Annotated in this window: 14 protein-coding genes and 1 pseudogene; 7 read left to right on the top strand and 8 right to left on the bottom strand. The window is 77.7% G+C overall.

What is annotated here, in order from left to right; translation table 11 throughout:
* Positions 1-7 precede the first annotated feature (7 nt).
* Entirely contained in the window at positions 8-1327 is a 1320-nt protein-coding gene (locus tag ACWIZO_RS25860) for an MFS transporter (protein ID WP_448640437.1), read from the top strand.
* A gap of 6 nt (positions 1328-1333) precedes the next feature.
* Here the strand turns inward: ACWIZO_RS25860 and ACWIZO_RS25855 are convergent, their stop codons facing one another.
* The 4 genes and pseudogenes from ACWIZO_RS25855 to ACWIZO_RS25840 all read right to left on the bottom strand — a co-directional run bounded on the left by ACWIZO_RS25855 (position 1334) and on the right by ACWIZO_RS25840 (position 6449).
* Positions 1334-1978 (bottom strand): response regulator transcription factor, encoded by a 645-nt coding sequence (locus ACWIZO_RS25855; RefSeq protein ID WP_446756672.1) that lies wholly within the window; start codon positions 1976-1978, stop codon positions 1334-1336.
* Positions 1979-2429: 451 nt separating this feature from the next.
* Positions 2430-2591 (bottom strand): annotated as a pseudogene (locus ACWIZO_RS25850) (histidine kinase); the annotation flags it as partial.
* A 1456-nt stretch (positions 2592-4047) separates the two neighbouring features.
* The gene (locus ACWIZO_RS25845) at positions 4048-4644 is read right to left on the bottom strand and encodes a hypothetical protein (RefSeq protein ID WP_448640436.1); all 597 of its coding nucleotides are present in this window, start codon (positions 4642-4644) and stop codon (positions 4048-4050) included.
* 278 nt (positions 4645-4922) lie between these two features.
* A complete protein-coding gene (locus tag ACWIZO_RS25840; RefSeq protein WP_448640435.1) occupies positions 4923-6449 on the bottom strand; it encodes an aldehyde dehydrogenase family protein in 1527 nt (508 codons plus the stop codon).
* Between the two features lie 129 nt (positions 6450-6578).
* Between ACWIZO_RS25840 and ACWIZO_RS25835 the strand changes: the two genes are divergently transcribed.
* Complete coding sequence (locus tag ACWIZO_RS25835) at positions 6579-9617, top strand: sacsin N-terminal ATP-binding-like domain-containing protein (protein ID WP_448640434.1); 3039 nt, start codon at positions 6579-6581, stop codon at positions 9615-9617.
* A gap of 18 nt (positions 9618-9635) precedes the next feature.
* Here the strand turns inward: ACWIZO_RS25835 and ACWIZO_RS25830 are convergent, their stop codons facing one another.
* Positions 9636-9956 carry a hypothetical protein gene (locus ACWIZO_RS25830; RefSeq protein WP_448640433.1) on the bottom strand — a complete coding sequence of 107 codons (321 nt, stop codon included), beginning with the start codon at positions 9954-9956 and terminating at the stop codon, positions 9636-9638.
* A 264-nt stretch (positions 9957-10220) separates the two neighbouring features.
* Between ACWIZO_RS25830 and ACWIZO_RS25825 the strand changes: the two genes are divergently transcribed.
* The 3 genes from ACWIZO_RS25825 (at position 10221) to ACWIZO_RS25815 (ending at position 12823) form a co-directional block, all read left to right on the top strand.
* The gene (locus ACWIZO_RS25825; protein WP_448640432.1) at positions 10221-10580 is read left to right on the top strand and encodes an STAS domain-containing protein; all 360 of its coding nucleotides are present in this window, start codon (positions 10221-10223) and stop codon (positions 10578-10580) included.
* Between the two features lie 195 nt (positions 10581-10775).
* A complete protein-coding gene (locus tag ACWIZO_RS25820; protein ID WP_448640431.1) occupies positions 10776-11987 on the top strand; it encodes an acetyl-CoA C-acetyltransferase in 1212 nt (403 codons plus the stop codon).
* A gap of 74 nt (positions 11988-12061) precedes the next feature.
* The gene (locus ACWIZO_RS25815; protein WP_448640430.1) at positions 12062-12823 is read left to right on the top strand and encodes an SDR family oxidoreductase; all 762 of its coding nucleotides are present in this window, start codon (positions 12062-12064) and stop codon (positions 12821-12823) included.
* Between the two features lie 68 nt (positions 12824-12891).
* On the opposite strand, the gene ACWIZO_RS25810 is transcribed toward ACWIZO_RS25815, so the two are convergent.
* The 3 genes from ACWIZO_RS25810 to ACWIZO_RS25800 all read right to left on the bottom strand — a co-directional run bounded on the left by ACWIZO_RS25810 (position 12892) and on the right by ACWIZO_RS25800 (position 15556).
* A complete protein-coding gene (locus ACWIZO_RS25810; RefSeq protein ID WP_448640429.1) occupies positions 12892-13758 on the bottom strand; it encodes a DUF1206 domain-containing protein in 867 nt (288 codons plus the stop codon).
* A gap of 23 nt (positions 13759-13781) precedes the next feature.
* A complete protein-coding gene (locus ACWIZO_RS25805; RefSeq protein WP_448640428.1) occupies positions 13782-14621 on the bottom strand; it encodes a DUF1206 domain-containing protein in 840 nt (279 codons plus the stop codon).
* Positions 14622-14701: 80 nt separating this feature from the next.
* A complete protein-coding gene (locus tag ACWIZO_RS25800) occupies positions 14702-15556 on the bottom strand; it encodes a DUF1206 domain-containing protein (protein ID WP_448640427.1) in 855 nt (284 codons plus the stop codon).
* A 139-nt stretch (positions 15557-15695) separates the two neighbouring features.
* Here ACWIZO_RS25800 and ACWIZO_RS25795 point away from each other — a divergent pair, with 139 nt between their 5' ends.
* Both ACWIZO_RS25795 and ACWIZO_RS25790 read left to right on the top strand, forming a co-directional pair.
* Positions 15696-16343, top strand: a complete 648-nt coding sequence (locus ACWIZO_RS25795; protein ID WP_448640426.1) for a hypothetical protein — start codon at positions 15696-15698, stop codon at positions 16341-16343.
* 41 nt (positions 16344-16384) lie between these two features.
* Complete coding sequence (locus tag ACWIZO_RS25790) at positions 16385-18007, top strand: SIR2 family NAD-dependent protein deacylase (protein WP_448640425.1); 1623 nt, start codon at positions 16385-16387, stop codon at positions 18005-18007.
* Positions 18008-18031: the final 24 nt, after the last annotated feature.

Below are 18031 nucleotides of genomic sequence, written 5' to 3'. Positions count from 1 at the left end.
TCGGTTCGTGACCACCGCTGCGCCGCCCCGCGTCCGCCGGATCCACCCCGCCTGGTGGGTGGCCGCGGTGACCTTCCTGGCGCTGGTCGGCGCCGCGGCCTTCCGCGCGGTGCCCGGTGTGCTCATCGACCCGCTGCGCGCGGAGTTCGGCTGGTCGGTGTCGACGATCTCGGCCGCCGTGGCGGTCAACATGGCGCTCTACGGGCTGACCGCGCCCTTCGCCGCGGCGCTGATGGAGCGCTTCGGCATCCGGCGGGTGGTCCTCTGCGCCCTGCTGCTGACCGCGCTGGGCAGCGGCCTGACCGTCTTCATGACGGCGAGCTGGCAGCTGGTGCTGCTCTGGGGGTTCGCGGTCGGGCTCGGCACCGGGTCGATGGCGCTCTCGCTCGTGGCCACGGTGACCGGCCGCTGGTTCGTCGCCCGGCGGGGCCTGGTCAGCGGCATCCTCACCGCCGGTGGCGCGACCGGGCAGCTGGTGTTCCTGCCGGTGGTCGCCGCGGTCGCCGAGACCGACGGCGGCTGGCGGGCGGCGTCGCTGGGCACCACGGCCGCGGCGCTCGCCGTCGTCCCGCTGGTCGCCTGGCTGCTGCGCGACCGGCCCCGCGACGTCGGCGTCGTCCCCTACGGCGGGACGGCGGCCGACGACGTCGACCCGGTGCGCACCGGCGCGGCGCGGGCCGCCGTCCGCGGGCTGGTCGAGGGCGCCCGCCACCGGCCGTTCTGGCTGCTGGCCGGCGGGTTCTTCATCTGCGGGTTGTCGACCAACGGGCTGGTGCAGCCGCACTTCATCCCGGCCGCGCACGACCACGGCATGCCGGTGACGACCGCGGCGTCCCTGCTCGCCGTCGTCGGCCTGTTCGACATCGCCGGGACGGTGTTCTCCGGCTGGCTCACCGACCGCGCCGACCCGCGGGTGCTGCTGCTGGCCTACTACGGCCTGCGCGGCGCCTCGCTGTTCCTGCTGCCGACCCTGTTCGGGCCGCACCTGCACGTCAGCATGGTCGCGTTCATCGTCTTCTACGGCCTGGACTGGGTGGCCACCGTGCCGCCGACCCTGGCGCTGTGCCGGGAGCACTTCGGCGCCCGGGCGCCGGTGGTCTTCGGCTGGGTCTTCGCCTCGCACCAGGTCGGCTCGGCGTTCGCGGCGTTCGGCGGCGGCGTGATCCGCGACGTCACCGGCTCCTACGACCTGGCGTGGTTCCTCGCCGGGGGGCTGTGCCTGCTCGCCGCCGCGCTGTCGATCTCGATCCGCCGTCGGCCCGCCCCGGTCGCGCCCGCCGTCGCGACCGAGCCCACCACCGCCTCGGCCGCCACCACGCACGGCTGAGGCGGGTCACAGGCCGGCGCGGCGGGCGGCCGCGACGGCCTCGGCCCGGGTCGCCACCCGCAGCTTGGCGAGGACGTTGGACAGGTGGTTGCGCACCGTCTTCTCCGACAGCCCGAGCCGGGCGGCGATCTCCCCGTTGGTCAGGTGCTCGGTGAGCAGCACCAGGACCTCCCGCTCTCGCGCCGACAGGTCGGGGAAGACCGACTCCGGGCGCGGCCGGCCGGCCACCAGGGCGGCGAGTCGGGTGGCCACCGGCGCGCCGAGGACCGCCCCGCCGTCGGTGACCGCCTGCACCGCGCGCAGGATCTCCGCCTTGCGCGCCCCCTTGAGCAGGTAGCCGCGCGCCCCGGCCTGCAGCGCGGCGAAGACCGAGGCGTCGTCCTCGGCCATCGTCAGGACGAGGACGGCGATGTGCGGGCTGTGCGCGAGTAGCCGGCGGGTCGCCTCGACGCCGCCGGTCCCGGGCATGGTCAGGTCCATGAGCACGACGTCGGGCTGGAGGGCCAGCGCCGCCTCGACGGCGGACGCGCCGTCGGCCGCCTCGCCGACGACGTCCACCTCGGCGCTGGTCGACAGCAGCGCGCGCAGCCCCTCGCGGAAGGTGTCGCTGTCGTCGCAGACCAGTACCCGCAGCGCGTCCACGGTGCTCACCTCCCGCCCGGTGCCCCGGCCGCGCAGGGCAGCGTCGCGCGCAGCACGGTGCCGCCTGCCGGCCCCCGGGTGAGCGTGCAGCTCCCCCCAGCTCGGCGGCCCGCTCGGCCATCGACGACAGCCCGACCCCGGCAGGCGGCGCCTCGGGCAGGCCGTGGCCGTCGTCGGTCACCGTGAGGTGCAGCGCGCCGCCGGCACAGCCGACCTCGACGCGGCAGGTCGCCGCACCGGCGTGCACCGCCGCGTTGTGCACCGCCTCCAGGGCTATGCGGTAGGCCGCCACCTCGACCGCCGCGGGGAGCGGGGGCAGGTCGGCGACGTCGACCTCGACGTCGACGCCCCGCACCGTGGCGGCGTGGCTGCGCAGGGCCTCCACCAGGCCCAGGGCGTCGAGCGCCGGCGGGCGCAGCTGGTGGGCGATGCGGCGGACCTCGCCGACCGCCGCGTCCGAGCGCCGCAGCAGGCCGTCGAGCAGCTCCGCGGCGCGGGTGTCGTCGATCCCCACCAGGTCACGAGCGGCCTCGGCGGTCATCGTGAGCCCGGCCAGCTGCGGCCCGAGGCCGTCGTGCAGGTCCCGGCCGATGCGGCGCCGCTCCTCCTCCCGCGCCAGCACCAGCCGCTCGCGGGACTGCTGCAGGTCGGCCGCCAGCCGGCGGGCCTCCTCGGTCACCTGCACCGCGTGCAGGGCGATGCCGACCTGCCGGGCGAGGTCCTCGAGCAGGCGGCGGTCGCCGGGCGCCAGCTCCAGCCGCCGTCCGCGCCCGCCGAGCACCAGCCGGCCCACCTCCTCGCCGGCGTGCACCAGCGGAACGGCGACCGGCTCGGCGTCGGCCCGGGGAGGGGCGCCGTGCGCGGCCGCCGTCTCGTACCCGTGGGGCGTGCGGGACTCGATCGCCACGAACGGCAGCCGGAGGGCCTCCGCGACCGCCGTCACCACCGACGCCAGCGCCGCCGCGGGGGTGAGCGCCGACTCCAGGCGCCGGCCGAGCAGGGCCAGCGCCCGGTAGGGGTCGGCCCGGCCGCCGTAGACGAGCCGGTCCACCCGGCGCTGCAGCCACGCCCGCAGCGGCGCGACCGCCACGGCCACGACGGCCACCGCCAGGAACCCGGCACCCGGCCCGTCGACCGACACGACCGCCAGCGCCCCGACGGCGGCGACGTAGACGAGCAGGACGCAGCCGGTGAGCAGCGACCACAGCAGGGTCCGGTCGAGCACCCGCTCCACGTCGAACAGCCGGTGGCGCAGCACCGAGACCGCGGCCGCGGCCACCACCGTCACGGGGACGACCTGGACGACGGGGAACACGTCCTCGTACGCGCCGGGCCACCCGAAGGCCACGAGGGCGTCGGTGAGGAACGCGAGCGCCGTGAGGACGACCGCGTACACCAGCAGGGCGATGCGGGCCCGCTCCGGACCGCGGGCACGGCGCAGCCGGACGACCACGCTCGCCGCGGCGAGCAGCACCAGGACCGGGACGGCGACCCCGAGGGCGTCGCCCGGCCAGGCCGGCACCGGGAGCACGAACGGGTTCGGGTGCTCGACGTCCCCGATCGGCACGGCGCGTGTCGAGAAGGCCAGCACCAGCCCCAGCAGCGGCGTCAGGACCACCGCCGCCCACGCGACCGGCCGCCACCGGGGGGAGGGCAGCCGGCCGTCGGGGAAGTACAGCGGCACCAGCACGAACAGCGGGACGAGCCCGGCCTGGAAGGTCCAGGTCTGCGACCACACCGCGAGGTCGCGGCCGGGCAGCCCCAGCAGCACCCACTCCTCACCCGCGCACCCGAGCAGGACCAGCACGGCCCCGGCGAGCAGCGACCGGCCCACCGGGTCCGCGGGGCGCGCGGCGACCACGACGCTGCCGAGGAGTCCCGCCGGCACCACGGTGGCCAGCAGCGGCAGTGAGTCCCCGGTGCCGGTGTGGGCACCCCCCACGACGGTGAACACCCCGAGGGCGAGCGTGACCGCGGCTCCGGCCGCCCCGACGAGGCGGCCGGAGCCGGAGTGGCTGTGCGCCCGGGGGGTCACCGGGACGGCGGGCACCGTCCGGCCTCCCGTGCCCCGGCGGCGGTCACGGGACCAGGACCGCCGGTGCGCCGACCGCCGGCCGCGGGACCGGCCGGGTCGCGGCCGCGACGCCCAGCCACACCAGACCCGCGGCGTAGAGGACGAGGACCCCCGGCACGAACGCGTTCAGCCCGAGCCCGACCAGCAGCCCGACGACGAGCAGCGCCGCGGCCCGCCACGGCAGCACGCCGGCCCGCCAGGTGGCGATCCCGAACAGCAGCAGGCCGGCGATCCAGGTGACGAACGCCGCCAGGAAGACGGCGACGGCCACGGGACCCGGGTCGTCGACGAGCGGGGAGCCCTCGGCGGTCAGCTCGGGCAGCAGGGTCACCTCGGTGAGCGCCGCGCCGAACATGGCCGTGCTGCCGAGCAGCGCGACCAGGGTCGCCACCTGGCCGAAGCGCCCCATGGCGTGCTGCTGGACCAGGTAGAGCCCCACGAAGCCGGGGACGAGCAGCAGCATCTGGGTCGTGTGCACCGCCGACTCGGCGCGCCCCTCGGCCAGCCCGCCGACGGCCAGCGACCACACCTCCTGGACGACGACCAGCACCCCGGACAGCGCGGCGGCGGCACCGCCGACCTTGACCAGCACCGTGGACATGTCCCCTCCCTCGGTATCCCGGGCTCCGGTCGCCCGCGTGGAGGAAGCGTCGATCCGGCGGCCGTCCCCGCACACGGGGCGGCCACCGGGCAGGACCGGGAGGGATGTCCCGGCCGGCCGGGACCGAGGATGCCGGGGCCGACCTGCCGGGGACAGACCCTGGCGCACGCAGTGCGGGTCCTCCTCGCGCGTCGCCGGTCCTGCAGGACCCGCAGCGCGCGAGGAACGCCGCCAGCGAGGGGGTCGGGCCGGCCCCTCGACATCGGGCGCGGCGGCGCTCAGCGGTGCCGGCCGTGCACCACGCCCATCAGCCGGGCCAGCGCGTCGGCGGCAGCCGGTGGACGGCGGAAGCTCATCAGGTCCACCGGCAGGGTGAAGCGCCGGCGGGTGATCGCCTTGGCGCGGGTGAACTCCTTGAGCCCGTCCTCGCCGTGGATCCGGCCGAAGCCGCTCTCGCCGACGCCGCCGAAGGGCAGCGCCGGGACCGAGGCGAAGCTCAGCACCGAGTTCACGCTGGTCATGCCGCTGCGCATCCGGCGGGCGAGGTCCATCGCGCGCGCCCTCGACCGGGAGAACACTGCGCCGGCCAGGCCGTAGGACGTCGCGTTCGTGCGCTCGAGCGCCTCCTCGGCGTCGCGCACCCGGGTGATGGTCAGCGTCGGGCCGAAGGTCTCCTCCTGCACGGCGGCCGAGGTCTCGGGGACGTCGAGCAGCACGGTCGGGGCGACGAAGCCGTCCTCGACCGTCCCGCCGGTCACCGCGCGGCCGCCGGAGGACGTCGCGTCGTCCACGTGCCGGCGGACGACGTCGGTCTGCGAGGCCATCGTCATCGGGCCGTAGGCGGCCTCGTCGTCGGACCCGGGCCGCAGGCCGCGCACCCGCTCGGTGACCTCGGCGACGAACCGGTCGTAGACGGCGGAGGTCGCGTAGACGCGCTCGATGCCGATGCAGGTCTGCCCGGCGTTGCTCATCGCGCCCCAGACGGCGGCGTCGGCAGCGGCGGCCACGTCGGCGTCGTCGTCGACGATCATCGCGTCCTTGCCGCCGAGCTCCATGAGCACCGGGGTGAGCGTCTCGGCGCAGGCGGCCATGACCTTCCGGCCGGTGGGCGCCGAGCCGGTGAAGGCCAGCTTGCCCACGCCGGCGCGGCACAGCGCGGTGCCGGTCGAGCCGTTGCCCGTGACCACCTGGAAGGCGTCGGCGATGTCTGGGACGGCGGCCCGCCACGCGGCGGCCAGCCAGGCGCCCACCGCCGGCGTGTGCTCCGAGGGCTTGAAGACGACGGCGTTGCCGGCGGCCAGGGCGTAGGCGATCGAGCCCATCGGCGTGAACACCGGGTAGTTCCACGGGCCGATGACGCCGACGACGCCGAGCGGCTGGTACTCCAGGTACGCGGCGTGGTCGGCCGCCAGCAGGCCGGCGCGCACGCGGCGCGGGCCGAGGGTCCTCCGCGCGTGCGCCGCGGCCCAGGCCAGGTGCCCGATGGTCAGGCTGATCTCGAGGACCGCGTCGGCGCGCGGCTTGCCGTTCTCCCGGTGCACCAGGTCGGCCAGCTCGTGCACGTGCCGGGCGAGGTGGCCGCGGTAGGCGGCCAGCCGCTGCCGGCGGCCGTCGAACCCGAGCTCGGCCCAGCGCCGCGCCGCGGGACGGGCACGGTCCACGGTCTCCTGCACCGCCCGGGCGTCGTGCACCGGGAAGACGCCGACGACGGCGCCGCTCGCCGGGTCGGTGGACGCGAAGGTCTCGGAGGTGCCGCGCCGGTCGACCGTGCCGGTGACCGTGTCCATCTGCTCGGCGCGCGGCATGGGGCGCAGGTTACCGGTGGAGTTCCCCGTGCGTAGGGAGGAGAACCCGTCCTCCTGCCGCCTGGCGAGCCCCCGGACGAGGCCGGTCGGGACACGTCCGGAGGGCCCGCGCGCTGCCATGCTGACCTCGTGGCCGACCCCCTCGACACCGCGGGCCTGCGCCGGCGGGTGCTCGCCGCGTGGAGCGACTCCCCGGCACGCTTCCGCGAGGACGCCAACGCCGAGGAGGACCTCGTCCGCGGTGGCTACCGCGACCGGCTGCTGGTCGAGCTGGCGCAGAACGCCGCCGACGCCGCGGTGCGCGCCGGCGTCGCGGGCCGGCTGCGGCTGGAGCTGGCCGACGTCGGGGGTGGCGGCGAGGTGCTGCACGCGGCCAACACCGGGGCGCCGCTGGACGCCGCCGGTGTCGCCGGCCTGGCCAGCCTGCGGGCCTCGGCCAAGCGGGAGCAGCTCCCGGCGGACGGCGGTCCCGCGGGAGCGGGCGGGTCGCCGGTGCAGACCGTCGGCCGGTTCGGAGTGGGCTTCGCCGCGGTGCTCGCCGTCAGCGACGAGCCGGCCGTGCACTCGACGCACGGCGGTGTGCGCTTCAGCGCCGCCCGCACCCGCGCCGAGATCGCCGACCTGCCGGCGCTCGCCGACGAGGTCGCCCGCCGCGAGGGTGTCGTCCCCGTGCTGCGGCTGCCCTGGCCGGCCGAGGGGGCGCCACGGGAGGGCTTCGCCACCGAGGTCGTGCTGCCCCTGCGCCCGGGCTCGCGGGCCGCCGTCCGCGCGGCGCTGGAGGAGCTGGACGCCGAGCTGCTGCTCGCGCTGCCCGGTCTGGCGGAGGTCGAGGTGGTGGTCGACGGGGCGGCCCGGACGCTGTCGTGCTCGCGCACCCGCCCCCTGGCCCGCCTGCGCGACGGCGACCGGACGACGACCTGGCGGGTGGAGGAGCGCACCGGCGAGCTGCCCGAGGACCTCGTCGCCGACCGCCCGGTGGAGGAGCGCGCCCGCCGCGGGTACACGGTCACCTGGGCGGTGCCGCTCGACGACGACGGCCGCCCCCTGCCCCTACCGGGGCGGCAGGTGGTGCACGCGCCGACGCCCAGTGACGAGCCGCTGTCGCTGCCGGTGCGCCTGGTCGCGCCCTTCCCGCTCGGTCCCGACCGCCGGCACGTGGCGCCGGGGCCGCTCACCGACGCGCTGGTGGCCGTGGCGGCCCAGACCTACGCCGACCTGCTGCTCGCGCTCCCGCCGGACCCCGCGGTCCTCGCGCTCGTCCCGCGGATCGGCCTGGCCGGCGCCGCGCTCGACGCCGCTCTCGGCAGCGCCGCGCTCGACCGGCTGCGGACGGCGGCCTGGCTGCCGGCCGCCGACGACGAGGACGGGGAGGTGCGGCAGACCCCCGACCGCGCCGCCGTCCTCGACGACGCCGCGGAGGAGCGGGTCGCCGTCCTGGCCGGCGTGCTGCCGGGGCTGCTGCCGGCGGCGTGGTCGCGGCGCGACGGCGCCCCCGCGCTGGCCGCGCTCGGCGTGCGGCGGATGGGGCTCGCGCAGGTGGTCGAGGCCGTGGGCGGGGTGGCGCGGCCGCCGGCGTGGTGGGCGCGGCTGTACGCGGCCCTCGACGGCGCCGACCGCGAGGAGCTCGGCGCGCTGCCGGTGCCGCTGGCCGACGGCCGCACGGCTCCCGGGCCGGCCGGCGTGCTCCTCCCGGCCGACGACCTCCCCGTCGAGCGGCTCGGCCCGCTGTCGCTGCGGGTGGCCCACCCGGAGGCGGTCGCGCCGCCCGCGGCCCGGCGGCTGCTCGAGCGCCTCGGCGCCTCCCCGGCCACCGCGGCGGCGGTGCTCGCCGACCCCGCGGTGCGCTCGGCGGTGGAGGAGTCGGTGGACGCCGTGGAGGAGGGCTGGGGCGACGCCGACCCGGCCGACCTGGCGCACGCGGTGCTCGCCCTGGTCGCCGCCGCCGGCACCGCACCCGGTGAGCTGCCGTGGCTGGCCGAGCTGGCGCTGCCCGACGACGCGGGGGCGTGGGCGCCGGCGGGGGAGCTGCTCGCGCCCGGGGCGCCGCTGGCCGCGGTGCTCGCCGACGGCGCCCTCGGCACGCTCGACGCGGCCTTCGCCGCCACCGCCGACCCCGCGGCCCTGCGGGCGGCCGGCGTCCTGTCCGGCTTCGCGCTGGTCCGCGGCGAGGACCCCGACGACCTCGACGTCGACGCGGCCGACGAGTGGGCCGAGGCGGTCCTCGACCGGCTGCCGCCCGGGGCGCCGCCGCCGGCGTGGCCGCCGCTCACCGCCGTCCGCGACCTCGAGCTGGTGGCCGACTGGGCCGGCGCGCTGCCGCTGCTGGCCGCGGTCGGCGAGGAGGCGTGGGCCGACGTCGTCCTCGACGGCGTCCCGGTGCCCGGCTACCTGCGCTGGTGGCTGACCACGCACCCGGTGCTCGACGGCCGCCGGCCCGACCGGCTCCGCGCGCCCGGCAGCCGGGAGCTGCAGGGGTTGTACGACGAGGCGCACGGGCCGCCGGAGGTGCTCGGCCGGCTGCACGTCCCGGCCGCGGTGGACGACGTGCTGGCCGACGTCGACGGCGCGCTGGACCTGCTCGACCGGCTCGGCGACCCCGCCCGCACGGTCCCGGCGTCGGTGCTGCGCACGGTGTACGCGCGGCTGGCGGCGGCCCTCGACGGCCTCGACGTCGACCCGCCGGCGCGGGTGCGGGTGGCTCCGGACCGGGTGGCCGACCCCGGGCGGGAGCCGGTGGTGGTGCTCGACGCCCCGTGGCTGCGGCCGCTGGTCGACGCGCAGCTGGTGCCCGCGGGCGGCGCGCCGGGGCGGGTGGCCGACCTGCTCGACCTGCCGCTGGCCGGTGAGCGCGTGCACGGCACGGTGACCAGCGCTCCGGCGCGGCGGCAGCCGTGGTCGGCGGTGCCCGGGTGCGAGCTGGCCGCGGCGCGGCTCGGGGTCGCCCAGTTGGCCGGCGAGGTCGCCGTCCACGAGCCGCTGCTCGTCGAGGGCCGGCCGGTGACCTGGTGGCCGGACGGCGCGGTCGACCACGTGGACGGCAGCCCCGGCGCGCTCGGCCGGGCGCTGGCCTGGCGGGCCGGCGCCTGGTCGGCGCGGCAGGCGCTGGCCGAGGCGTTCGCCGAGCCGGGCCGGGCCGCCGACCTCGCCGCGGAGGACGCGGTCGGCTGAGGAGGCCCCGTCCCCGGGTCAGACCCGGCCGTCGTCCCCCGGCGTCCGGGCGCGGGCCCTCTCCGCCTTGCGCGCCTGGTGGGCCTCCCAGCGCTCCCGGTCCCTGGCGCGGGCACCGGCGGTGCGCTGCCGCTTGACGGCGCGCCGGCGGGCGCGGGCGAGCTCGCGCTCCTCGAAGTCGGGGTGCTGCTCCCAGTCGCCGGCCATCGCCAGGACCACCAGCAGCACGAACCCGAAGACGGCCAGGCCGGTGGCGACGATGGCGTTGCCCAGGGCGAGGAACGCCACGACGGACACCGCCGCCCAGATCAGGCCCGCCAGCCACAGCCGCTTGGTCACGTCGACCAGTATCCCCGTGTCCGCGAGGAGCCGGTCGGGCCCGCGTCGGCGCAGGTGGGACGCCCGGCGCACGACACGGTGGACGCCGGGTCGCCCGGACATCCGAGACCGGCCCCGGCCCTTGCGTCGCACCCCGGCCCACGCCTACGGTCGGGAGCGCGGTTCAAACGTGCAGCCGTGCATCCCGATGCCGGACTCCACGCCGTGGTGTGGCTCACGGGCCGCCCGCTCCGTACGGGCCCGCCCCCGATCGAGAGGCGCGCCGTGACCACCGTGTCGCCCAGCCCCACCGACGACCTGCTGACCGTCGAGGCCCTCGCCGTCGACGGCGCCGCCCGCCTCGTCCTCACCGGCGAGGTCGACTGCTCGACCGCGCCGCAGCTGCGCCGCGCGCTCGACGATGCCTTCGCCGGGCAGCCGCGCGAGGTGGTCGTGGACCTCGAGGCGGTGACCTTCCTCGACTCGGCCGGCCTCTCGACGCTGGCCATCGCCCACCGCACCGCCGCCGGCCAGGGTGCCCGCCTGCGCGTGCTCGTCGGCACCCGCGCCGTGGCCCGCGCGCTGCAGGTCACCGGCCTGTGGGACCTCCTCGCCGTCGAGCAGGTCGAGCCCGGCGCCGCCTGAGGAAGGACCTCCCTGCCCCCCACCCCTCGCCAGGCTCGGGGCGGGCCCCTGCAGGGAGGCCGCCTGCCCCACCCCTCGCCGGCTCGAGGGGTGCTCCTGCTCGTGACCTGACTGCACGGACCGGCGTCCGGGGGAGCAGACTCGGCGGCGGCGCTGGACCCGAGCCGGCGCGGCCGAGTCGAGGAGGAGGACGCCGTGCGTGACGCGGTCATCTGTGAGCCGCTGCGGACCCCGGTCGGGGGCTTCGGGGGGGCACTGCGGGACGTGCCCGTGCAGGACCTGGCCAGCACCGTCGTCCGTGCGCTGGTCGAGCGCACCGGCCTGCCGCCCGAGTCGGTCGACGACGTCGTCCTCGGCCACTGCTACCCGACGATGGAGGCCCCGGCCATCGGCCGCGTCGCCGCGCTGGACGCCGGCCTGCCGGTGACCGCCGGCGGCATCCAGGTCGACCGCCGCTGCGGCTCGGGCCTGCAGGCGGTGCTCTACGCCGCGATGTCGGTGCAGACCGGCGCCGCCGAGGTCGTGCTCGCCGGTGGTGCGGAGTCGATGAGCAACGCCCCCTTCTACTCGACCGCCATGCGCTGGGGGGTCAAGGCCGGCCCCGGCGTCCTGCTGCAGGACGGCCTGGCCCGCGGCCGCGTCACCGCCGGCGGCAGGAACCACCCGGTGCCCGGCGGCATGCTCGAGACCGCCGAGAACCTCCGCCGTGAGTACTCCATCTCGCGCCAGGAGCAGGACGAGTACGCCGTCCGCAGCCACCAGCGGGCCGCCGCGGCCACCGAGGAGGGTCGCTTCGCCGACGAGATCGTCCCGGTCACCGTGAAGGGCCGGAAGGGCGACACCGTCGTCGAGCGCGACGAGCACATCCGCCCCGACTCCGACGTCGAGACCCTCGCCAAGTTGCGGCCGATCATGGGGAAGGACGACCCGGAGGCCACCGTGACGGCCGGCAACGCCAGCGGCCAGAACGACGGCGCCGCGGTCTGCGTCGTGACCTCGCCGGAGAAGGCCGCCGAGCTGGGCCTGCGCCCGCTGGCCCGGCTGGTGTCCTGGGCGGTCGCCGGCGTGCCGCCGAAGACCATGGGCATCGGTCCGGTCCCGGCGACGGCGAAGGCGCTCGACCTGGCCGGCCTGAAGCTGTCGGACATCGACCTGATCGAGCTCAACGAGGCCTTCGCCAGCCAGGTCCTCGCCGTGACCCGCGAGTGGGGCTTCACCGAGGCCGACTTCGAGCGGACCAACGTCAACGGCTCGGGCATCTCCCTCGGCCACCCGGTCGGCGCCACCGGGGGCCGCATCCTCGCCACGCTGACCCGGGAGATGGCCCGGCGCGAGGCCCGCTACGGCCTGGAGACGATGTGCATCGGCGGCGGGCAGGGGCTGGCCGCCGTCCTCGAGCGGGTGTAGCACCCCGCTCGGCGCGTCCGGGGGCTGCCCGGCATGATCGGCCGGCAGCCCCCGAGCCCGAGGAGAACGGTCCCATGAGCCAGACCCCCGCCCGCGTCGCGATCGTCACCGGCGCCGCCCGCGGCATCGGCGCGGCCACCGCGCTGCGCCTGGCCGCCGACGGCTTCGCCGTGGCCGTGATCGACCTCGACGAGTCCTCGACCGCCGGGACGGTGCAGGCGATCGAGGCCGCCGGCGGGCGCGCCCTCGGCGTGGGGGCCGACGTGGGCGACGCCGAGCAGGTGCAGGCCGCCGTCGACCGGATCGCCGCGGAGCTCGGCCCGCCCGTGGTGCTGGTCAACAACGCCGGCGTCACCCGCGACAACATGCTGTTCAAGATGACCGACGCCGACTGGGACCTGGTCATGCACGTGCACCTGCGCGGCTCGTTCCTCATGGCGCGGGCCTGCCAGGAGCACATGGTCGCGGCCGGCTGGGGCCGCGTGGTCAACCTGTCGAGCACCTCGGCGCTGGGCAACCGCGGCCAGGCCAACTACTCGACGGCCAAGGCCGGGCTGCAGGGCTTCACCAAGACCCTCGCCATCGAGCTGGGCAAGTTCGGCGTCACCGCCAACGCGATCGCCCCCGGCTTCATCCAGACCGAGATGACCAGGGCCACCGCCGAGCGGATCGGCCGGAACTGGGAGGAGTACGTGGCCGAGCGCGCCGCGGCCATCCCGGTGGCCCGCGCCGGCGTCCCCGAGGACATCGCGCACACGGTGTCCTTCTTCGTCAGCGAGGGCGCCGGGTTCGTCTCCGGCCAGGTCGTCTACGTCGCCGGCGGCCCGAGGACCTGAAGGACCCCCGTGCCCCCCACGCCTCGCAGGCTCGGCACGGGACCCTGCACGGGGGCCGTTCCAGCACGTCACTGGGACGGGTCGCGGTCGGGGTAGCGGGCGCGGGCCAGCGCGTAGACGCCGAACGCGGCGAACCCCACGGCGACGACGGTGAGCAGCACCGGGCCGGCACCGGTGCGGCCGATCGCGGTCATCGCGCCGTCGAGGCCGGTGGCGGTGGAGACGTCGGCCGTCGTCGCGGCGCGGAACAGCAGGACGCCGACGACGCCGAACGCCACGCCCTTGGCCGCGTAGCCGACCCGGCCGATGACCTCGATCGCCGGCTCCCAGCGGTCGGGCGCGGCGGGCAGGTCGATGTCGCGCATGAAGCCGCCGGTGATCCCGCGCAGCACCGAGTAGGCGCCCAGCGCCACGACCCCGACCGCGGCGGCGCCCACCGCGACCGCACCGCCGGGCACCTCGAGCGTCTCCCCGGTCAGCTCGCGCAGCCGCTCGTCGGCCTCGTACTCGGCACCCACGGCGAACAGCAGCGCGGTGACCCCGAGGACGGCGTAGACGGCCGCCTTGGCCAGGCACTTGGCGCACACCACCGCGGTCCGGGTGCGGTGCGCGCGGTCGACCAGCCCCCGCCACCACAGCAGCACCTCACCGCCCTGCCACAACGCCAGCGCCAGCAGGCCCAGGCCGATGGCCCAGAGCAGCACCGACCCGCCGGGGGTGGTCGCGACCGTCTGCAGCGCGCCGGTCTGGTCGGCGTCGGTGTCGTCGGCCCCGGCGGCCACCCGCCCGATCAGCCAGCCGATGAGCAGGTGGACGACGCCGTAGGCCACCAGCCCCACCCGGGCCGCGGCCGCCAGCACCGGGTGGTCGGTGACCTCCCGCGCCGCCTCCACCGCCCGGTGCACGCGGCCGAGGAGGGCACGGGCGCGCGGCACCGGCCGATCGTCGCCGGTGGTGTTCAGGTGCGCTCGGGGTAGCGGGCCCGGACGAAGCAGAACGCGCCGAACGCGGCGATGCCGAGCGCGACGAGCGTGAGCAGGATCCGCCCGAACGGCGCGTCGAGGATCGTGCGCAGGGCGCCGTCGAGACCCGAGGCCTTCGCGGGGTCGAAGGTGAGGGCCGCGTACACCAGCAGCGCGCCGACCAGCGCCAGCGCCACGCCCTTGGCCGGGTAGCCGGCCTGGCCGAGGCGGGTCACCGTCCGCTCCGCCGCCGGCGGCGCCGACGCGAGGTCGATCTCCTTGAGGAAGCTCTTCTTCAGGCCCTTGACGACGTGGTGGACGCCGACGCCCACCAGCACCAGACCGGCCGCGGCGACCAGCCAGCGCCCGCCGGGCCAGCCCAGGACGCCGGCCGTCGTCTGCTGCTGCTGCCCGGAGCTGGACTGCCCGCCCCCGGTGGCGAAGCGGAACGCCGTGTAGGCCAGCGCCAGGTACACGACGGCCTTGACCAGCGCCTTGCCCGACTTCTTCAGCGCCCGGCTCCGCTGCTCGCCGGACGCCGACCAGCCCGACCGCCAGCGCAGCACCTCGGCGGCCTGCCACAGGGCCAGGGCGACCAGCCCGATCGCCAGCACCCACAGCAGCGGCTTGCCGACCGGCGTGGCGGCCAGCGTCGCCAGCGCACCGGACTGGTCGGCCGACTGCCCGCCGTCACCCCAGGCCAGCTGCAGCGCCAGCCAGGCGACCAGCACGTGGACCGTCCCGTAGGCGATCAGCCCGACCCGGGCCAGGTGCTCCAGGGCCTCGCTGTCCCCGGCCCGGCCGGCGGCACCCGTCGTCGTGCGCTGCCCGCCCATGGTCGGTCTCCTCTCCGCACCCCCGTGTGACGGATCAGCGTGGCACAGCGGGGACCCACCCGCCGCGTCGTCGCACGCGGTCAGCCGACCGGGTGCCGGGCCCGCGCCAGCAGGTACACGGAGAAGGTCGCCAGCCCGGTGGCGACCACGGTGAGCACCCACGGGCCGAACGGCCCGGTGGCCACCGCCCGCAGGGCACCGTCGAGGCCGGTGGCGCTCGCGGGGTCGAAGGTGGCCGCCGCCCAGCCGACGACGCCGCCCACCAGCACCAGCGCGACGCCCTTGAGGACGAAGCCGACCTGCCCGAGCCGCGCGGTCAGGGCGCACAGCGCCGGGGAGACCGAGGACAGGTCGATCTCGCCGAGGAAGTCCGACCGCCAGCCCTTGCGCACGTGGTAGGCGCCGATGCCCACCACGACCAGGGCGACGGCGACCACGAGCAGCTGCCCGCCGGGCCAGGACAGGACGCCGCGCACGGTCTGCTGCTCCTGCGCCCGCCCGGCGCGCAGTCCCAGCGCCGCCCGGCCCGCGGACACGGCGAGGAAGCCGTAGAGCACCGCGGTGCCGACCGTCTTGACCACCTGCACCAGCGCCCGCCGCCGCCGCGGACCGGGGGCGGGCACCTCGCGGTGGTGGCGCAGGACCTCGACCGCCTGCCAGGCGCACAGGCCGGCCAGGGCCACCGCGAGCACCCACAGCAGGACGTCGCCGAACGGGGACTCGGCCAGCACGTCCAGCGCCCCGGCGGAGTCGGCGGACCGGCCCCCGGTCCGCGAGCGCCCCGGCCCCCACGCCAGCTGCAGCGCCAGCCAGGCGACCAGCAGGTGGATGAGCGCGTAGCCGAGCAGGCCCAGCCGGGCGGTGTGCCGCAGGGCCGGGCTGTGCGCCGCCCGCTGGGTCACCGGTGCGCCGTCGTCCGCCCCGCCGTCCGTCACGCCGTCCGTCCTCCCGCGCCGCCTCCGCTGAGCGGCTCCGGGAGCGTCGCACGGGCGCGGCCGTGCCGCCGGGTGTGCCGCCGGGTGTGCCGCCGGGTGCGCCGCGGGGGAGTGGCGGGCGTGCGGGACACTGGCCGACGTGGCGACACCGACGGCAGGACGGACGACGGCAGGACGCACGACGGCGCGGACGGCGGGGGCTCCCGGCTCCCGGGAGGCGGCCCGCCGGGCCTGGCCGGTCCGGGCGCTGCTCGGCGTGCTGCTGCTCGTGCTCGCGGTGGTCGCCGTCCTGACCGGTGACCTGGGCGCCCGCCTGCTGCTGGGCGCCCTCGGCCTGCTCGCCGCCGTCCGCGGCGCGGGCCTGCTGCGGGCCGGTGCCCCGCGCCTCGGCGGCGGAGCCGTCGCCGGTGGCCTCGCGGCGCTCGCCGTCGCCGCCGTCTCCGCGGTGGCCACCGGGTGGGTGCTGCTCGCCGGCGTGCCCCTGGGGCTGCTGGCGGCCGCGGCGGTGGCCTCCGCGCGCGGGGGCGCCGCCCGCCGCGCCGGCTCGGCCCTGCTGGTGTGGGCCGTGCTGGTCAGCGGGCTGCTGGCCGTCACGGCGGCCGTCCAGGGCACCGACCGCGCGGCCGGCGTCGCGACGGTCGTCGCCGCGCTGGCCGCCGGTCTGGCCGCGGTGCCGGTGCTGGTCGGCGCGGCCGGGCTGCGGGCGGTCGCCGCGCGGCCGGTGCCGGCCCGGCCGGCCGGGTGTGCCGGCTGCGCCTGCGCGGCCGGCGGCTGCGGCAGCGCCTGAGCTGGTTCCGGACGGGGCCGTCCCGGGGTAGTGCCCCCGTCGTGAGCGGACACGTCTTCGTCGTCGGAGCCGACCTGACCCGCCTGGTGTGCGACGACGTCCTCGTGCCCACCGGTCGCACGCTGCGGGTGGCCGGCAGCTGGCGGGAGCTGCTACCCGACGACCTGGTCGCCGACGAGGACGACCAGGGCGTCTGCGTCGACCTGGAGTGGTCCGGCGCCGAGCGGGTGCTCGAGGTGCCCGGGAGCGGGTCCCGGCGGGTCTGGCTGCTCGACACCGTCGACGACCGCGGCCGCGGCCTGGACTGGCTGCTCGACGGCGCGCGCGAGGCGCTGGCCGCCGTCGCCCGCCGCGAGGTGGGCGAGCCGGTGCACGGCCGCGCGCGCCGGCTGGTCGGCCTGCCGGCCCTGGGCACCGGCTGGGGCGGCGCGGCCGGCCGCCGCGGGGACCTCATCCAGCAGCTGCTGCCGGTGCTGCGGGAGGCCGCCGCCGAGCACGGCTTCGACGTCGCCCTCGTCCTGCGCGGCCCCAGCGACCTCGCCGCCGCCCAGCGGATCCGGCGGGGCGACACCGCCGGCTGGGACCTGCCCGACCCGCTGTGGACGCTGGCCCAGCAGCTGGGGGAGCGGGCGCGGCGCGGGCAGCTGGCGCTGTTCATCGGCGCCGGGGTCAGCGCCGCGGCGGGGCTGCCCACGTGGGAGCAGCTGCTCGACGAGCTGGCCGGGCGCTCCGGGCTGGACGAGGAGCTGCGGGCCGGGCTGTCCCAGCTGCCGCCGCAGGACTCCGCGGCGCTGCTGGCCCGCGAGCTGGGGCGCGAGCGGCTCCAGGAGTTCGTGCAGGAGCGCTTCGGCCCGGGCCCCTACGCGCTGGCGCACGCCCTGATCGCCGACCTGCCGGTGCAGGAGTTCGTGACGACGAACTACGACCCGCTGGTGGAGCTGGCCGCCGCCGACATCGGCCGGGAGCTGTCGGTGCTGCCCTACGACGAGGCACAGCCGGGCCGGCCGTGGCTGCTCAAGCTGCACGGCGACGCCGCGCACCCGGCGAGCGTCGTCCTGACCCGCGAGGAGTACCTGCAGCTGGGCGACTCGCGAGCCGCGCTGGCCGGCGTCCTGCACTCCCTGCTGCTCACCCGGCACGTGCTCTTCGTCGGCACCTCCATGCTCGACGACGACCTGATCCGCATCGCCCACCAGGTGCGCAGCGCCGTCAGCGGTCCCGGCCGCGAGCCGCGCCACCGGTCGGGCACCGTGCTGGCGCTGCGCGAGGACCCCGCCCGCAGCCGGCTGTGGGAGCAGGACGTCGAGACGGTGGCGATGTCGCGCGCCGACACCCCCGCCGCCGAGGCGGCGCGGCGGCTGGAGGTGCTGCTGGACCTCATCGGCTGCCTGTCCACCCCGCCCACCGGCTACCTGCTCGACCCCGCGTACCGCGGGATGCTCGACGAGGAGGAGCGCGGGCTGGCCGAGGCGCTGCAGGCCGTCGCCGAGCGGGTGCCGGAGGGGCCGGCGACGACGTCGGCGGCCGGGGAGGTCGCCGCCCTGCTGCGCCGGCTCGGGTACGGCCGGTCGGCCGGCCGCCGGGACGACGAGCCGCCGGAGGGCCCGTCCGACGCCGCCACCGAGCCGCGCGACGACCGGCTGCAGCAGCAGCGACCGGGCTGAGCGGTTGTCCCGCCGCCGGGCGGG

Source organism: Geodermatophilus sp. URMC 63 (assembly GCF_053502565.1).
This window is presented reverse-complemented; position numbering and strand designations above follow the sequence as displayed.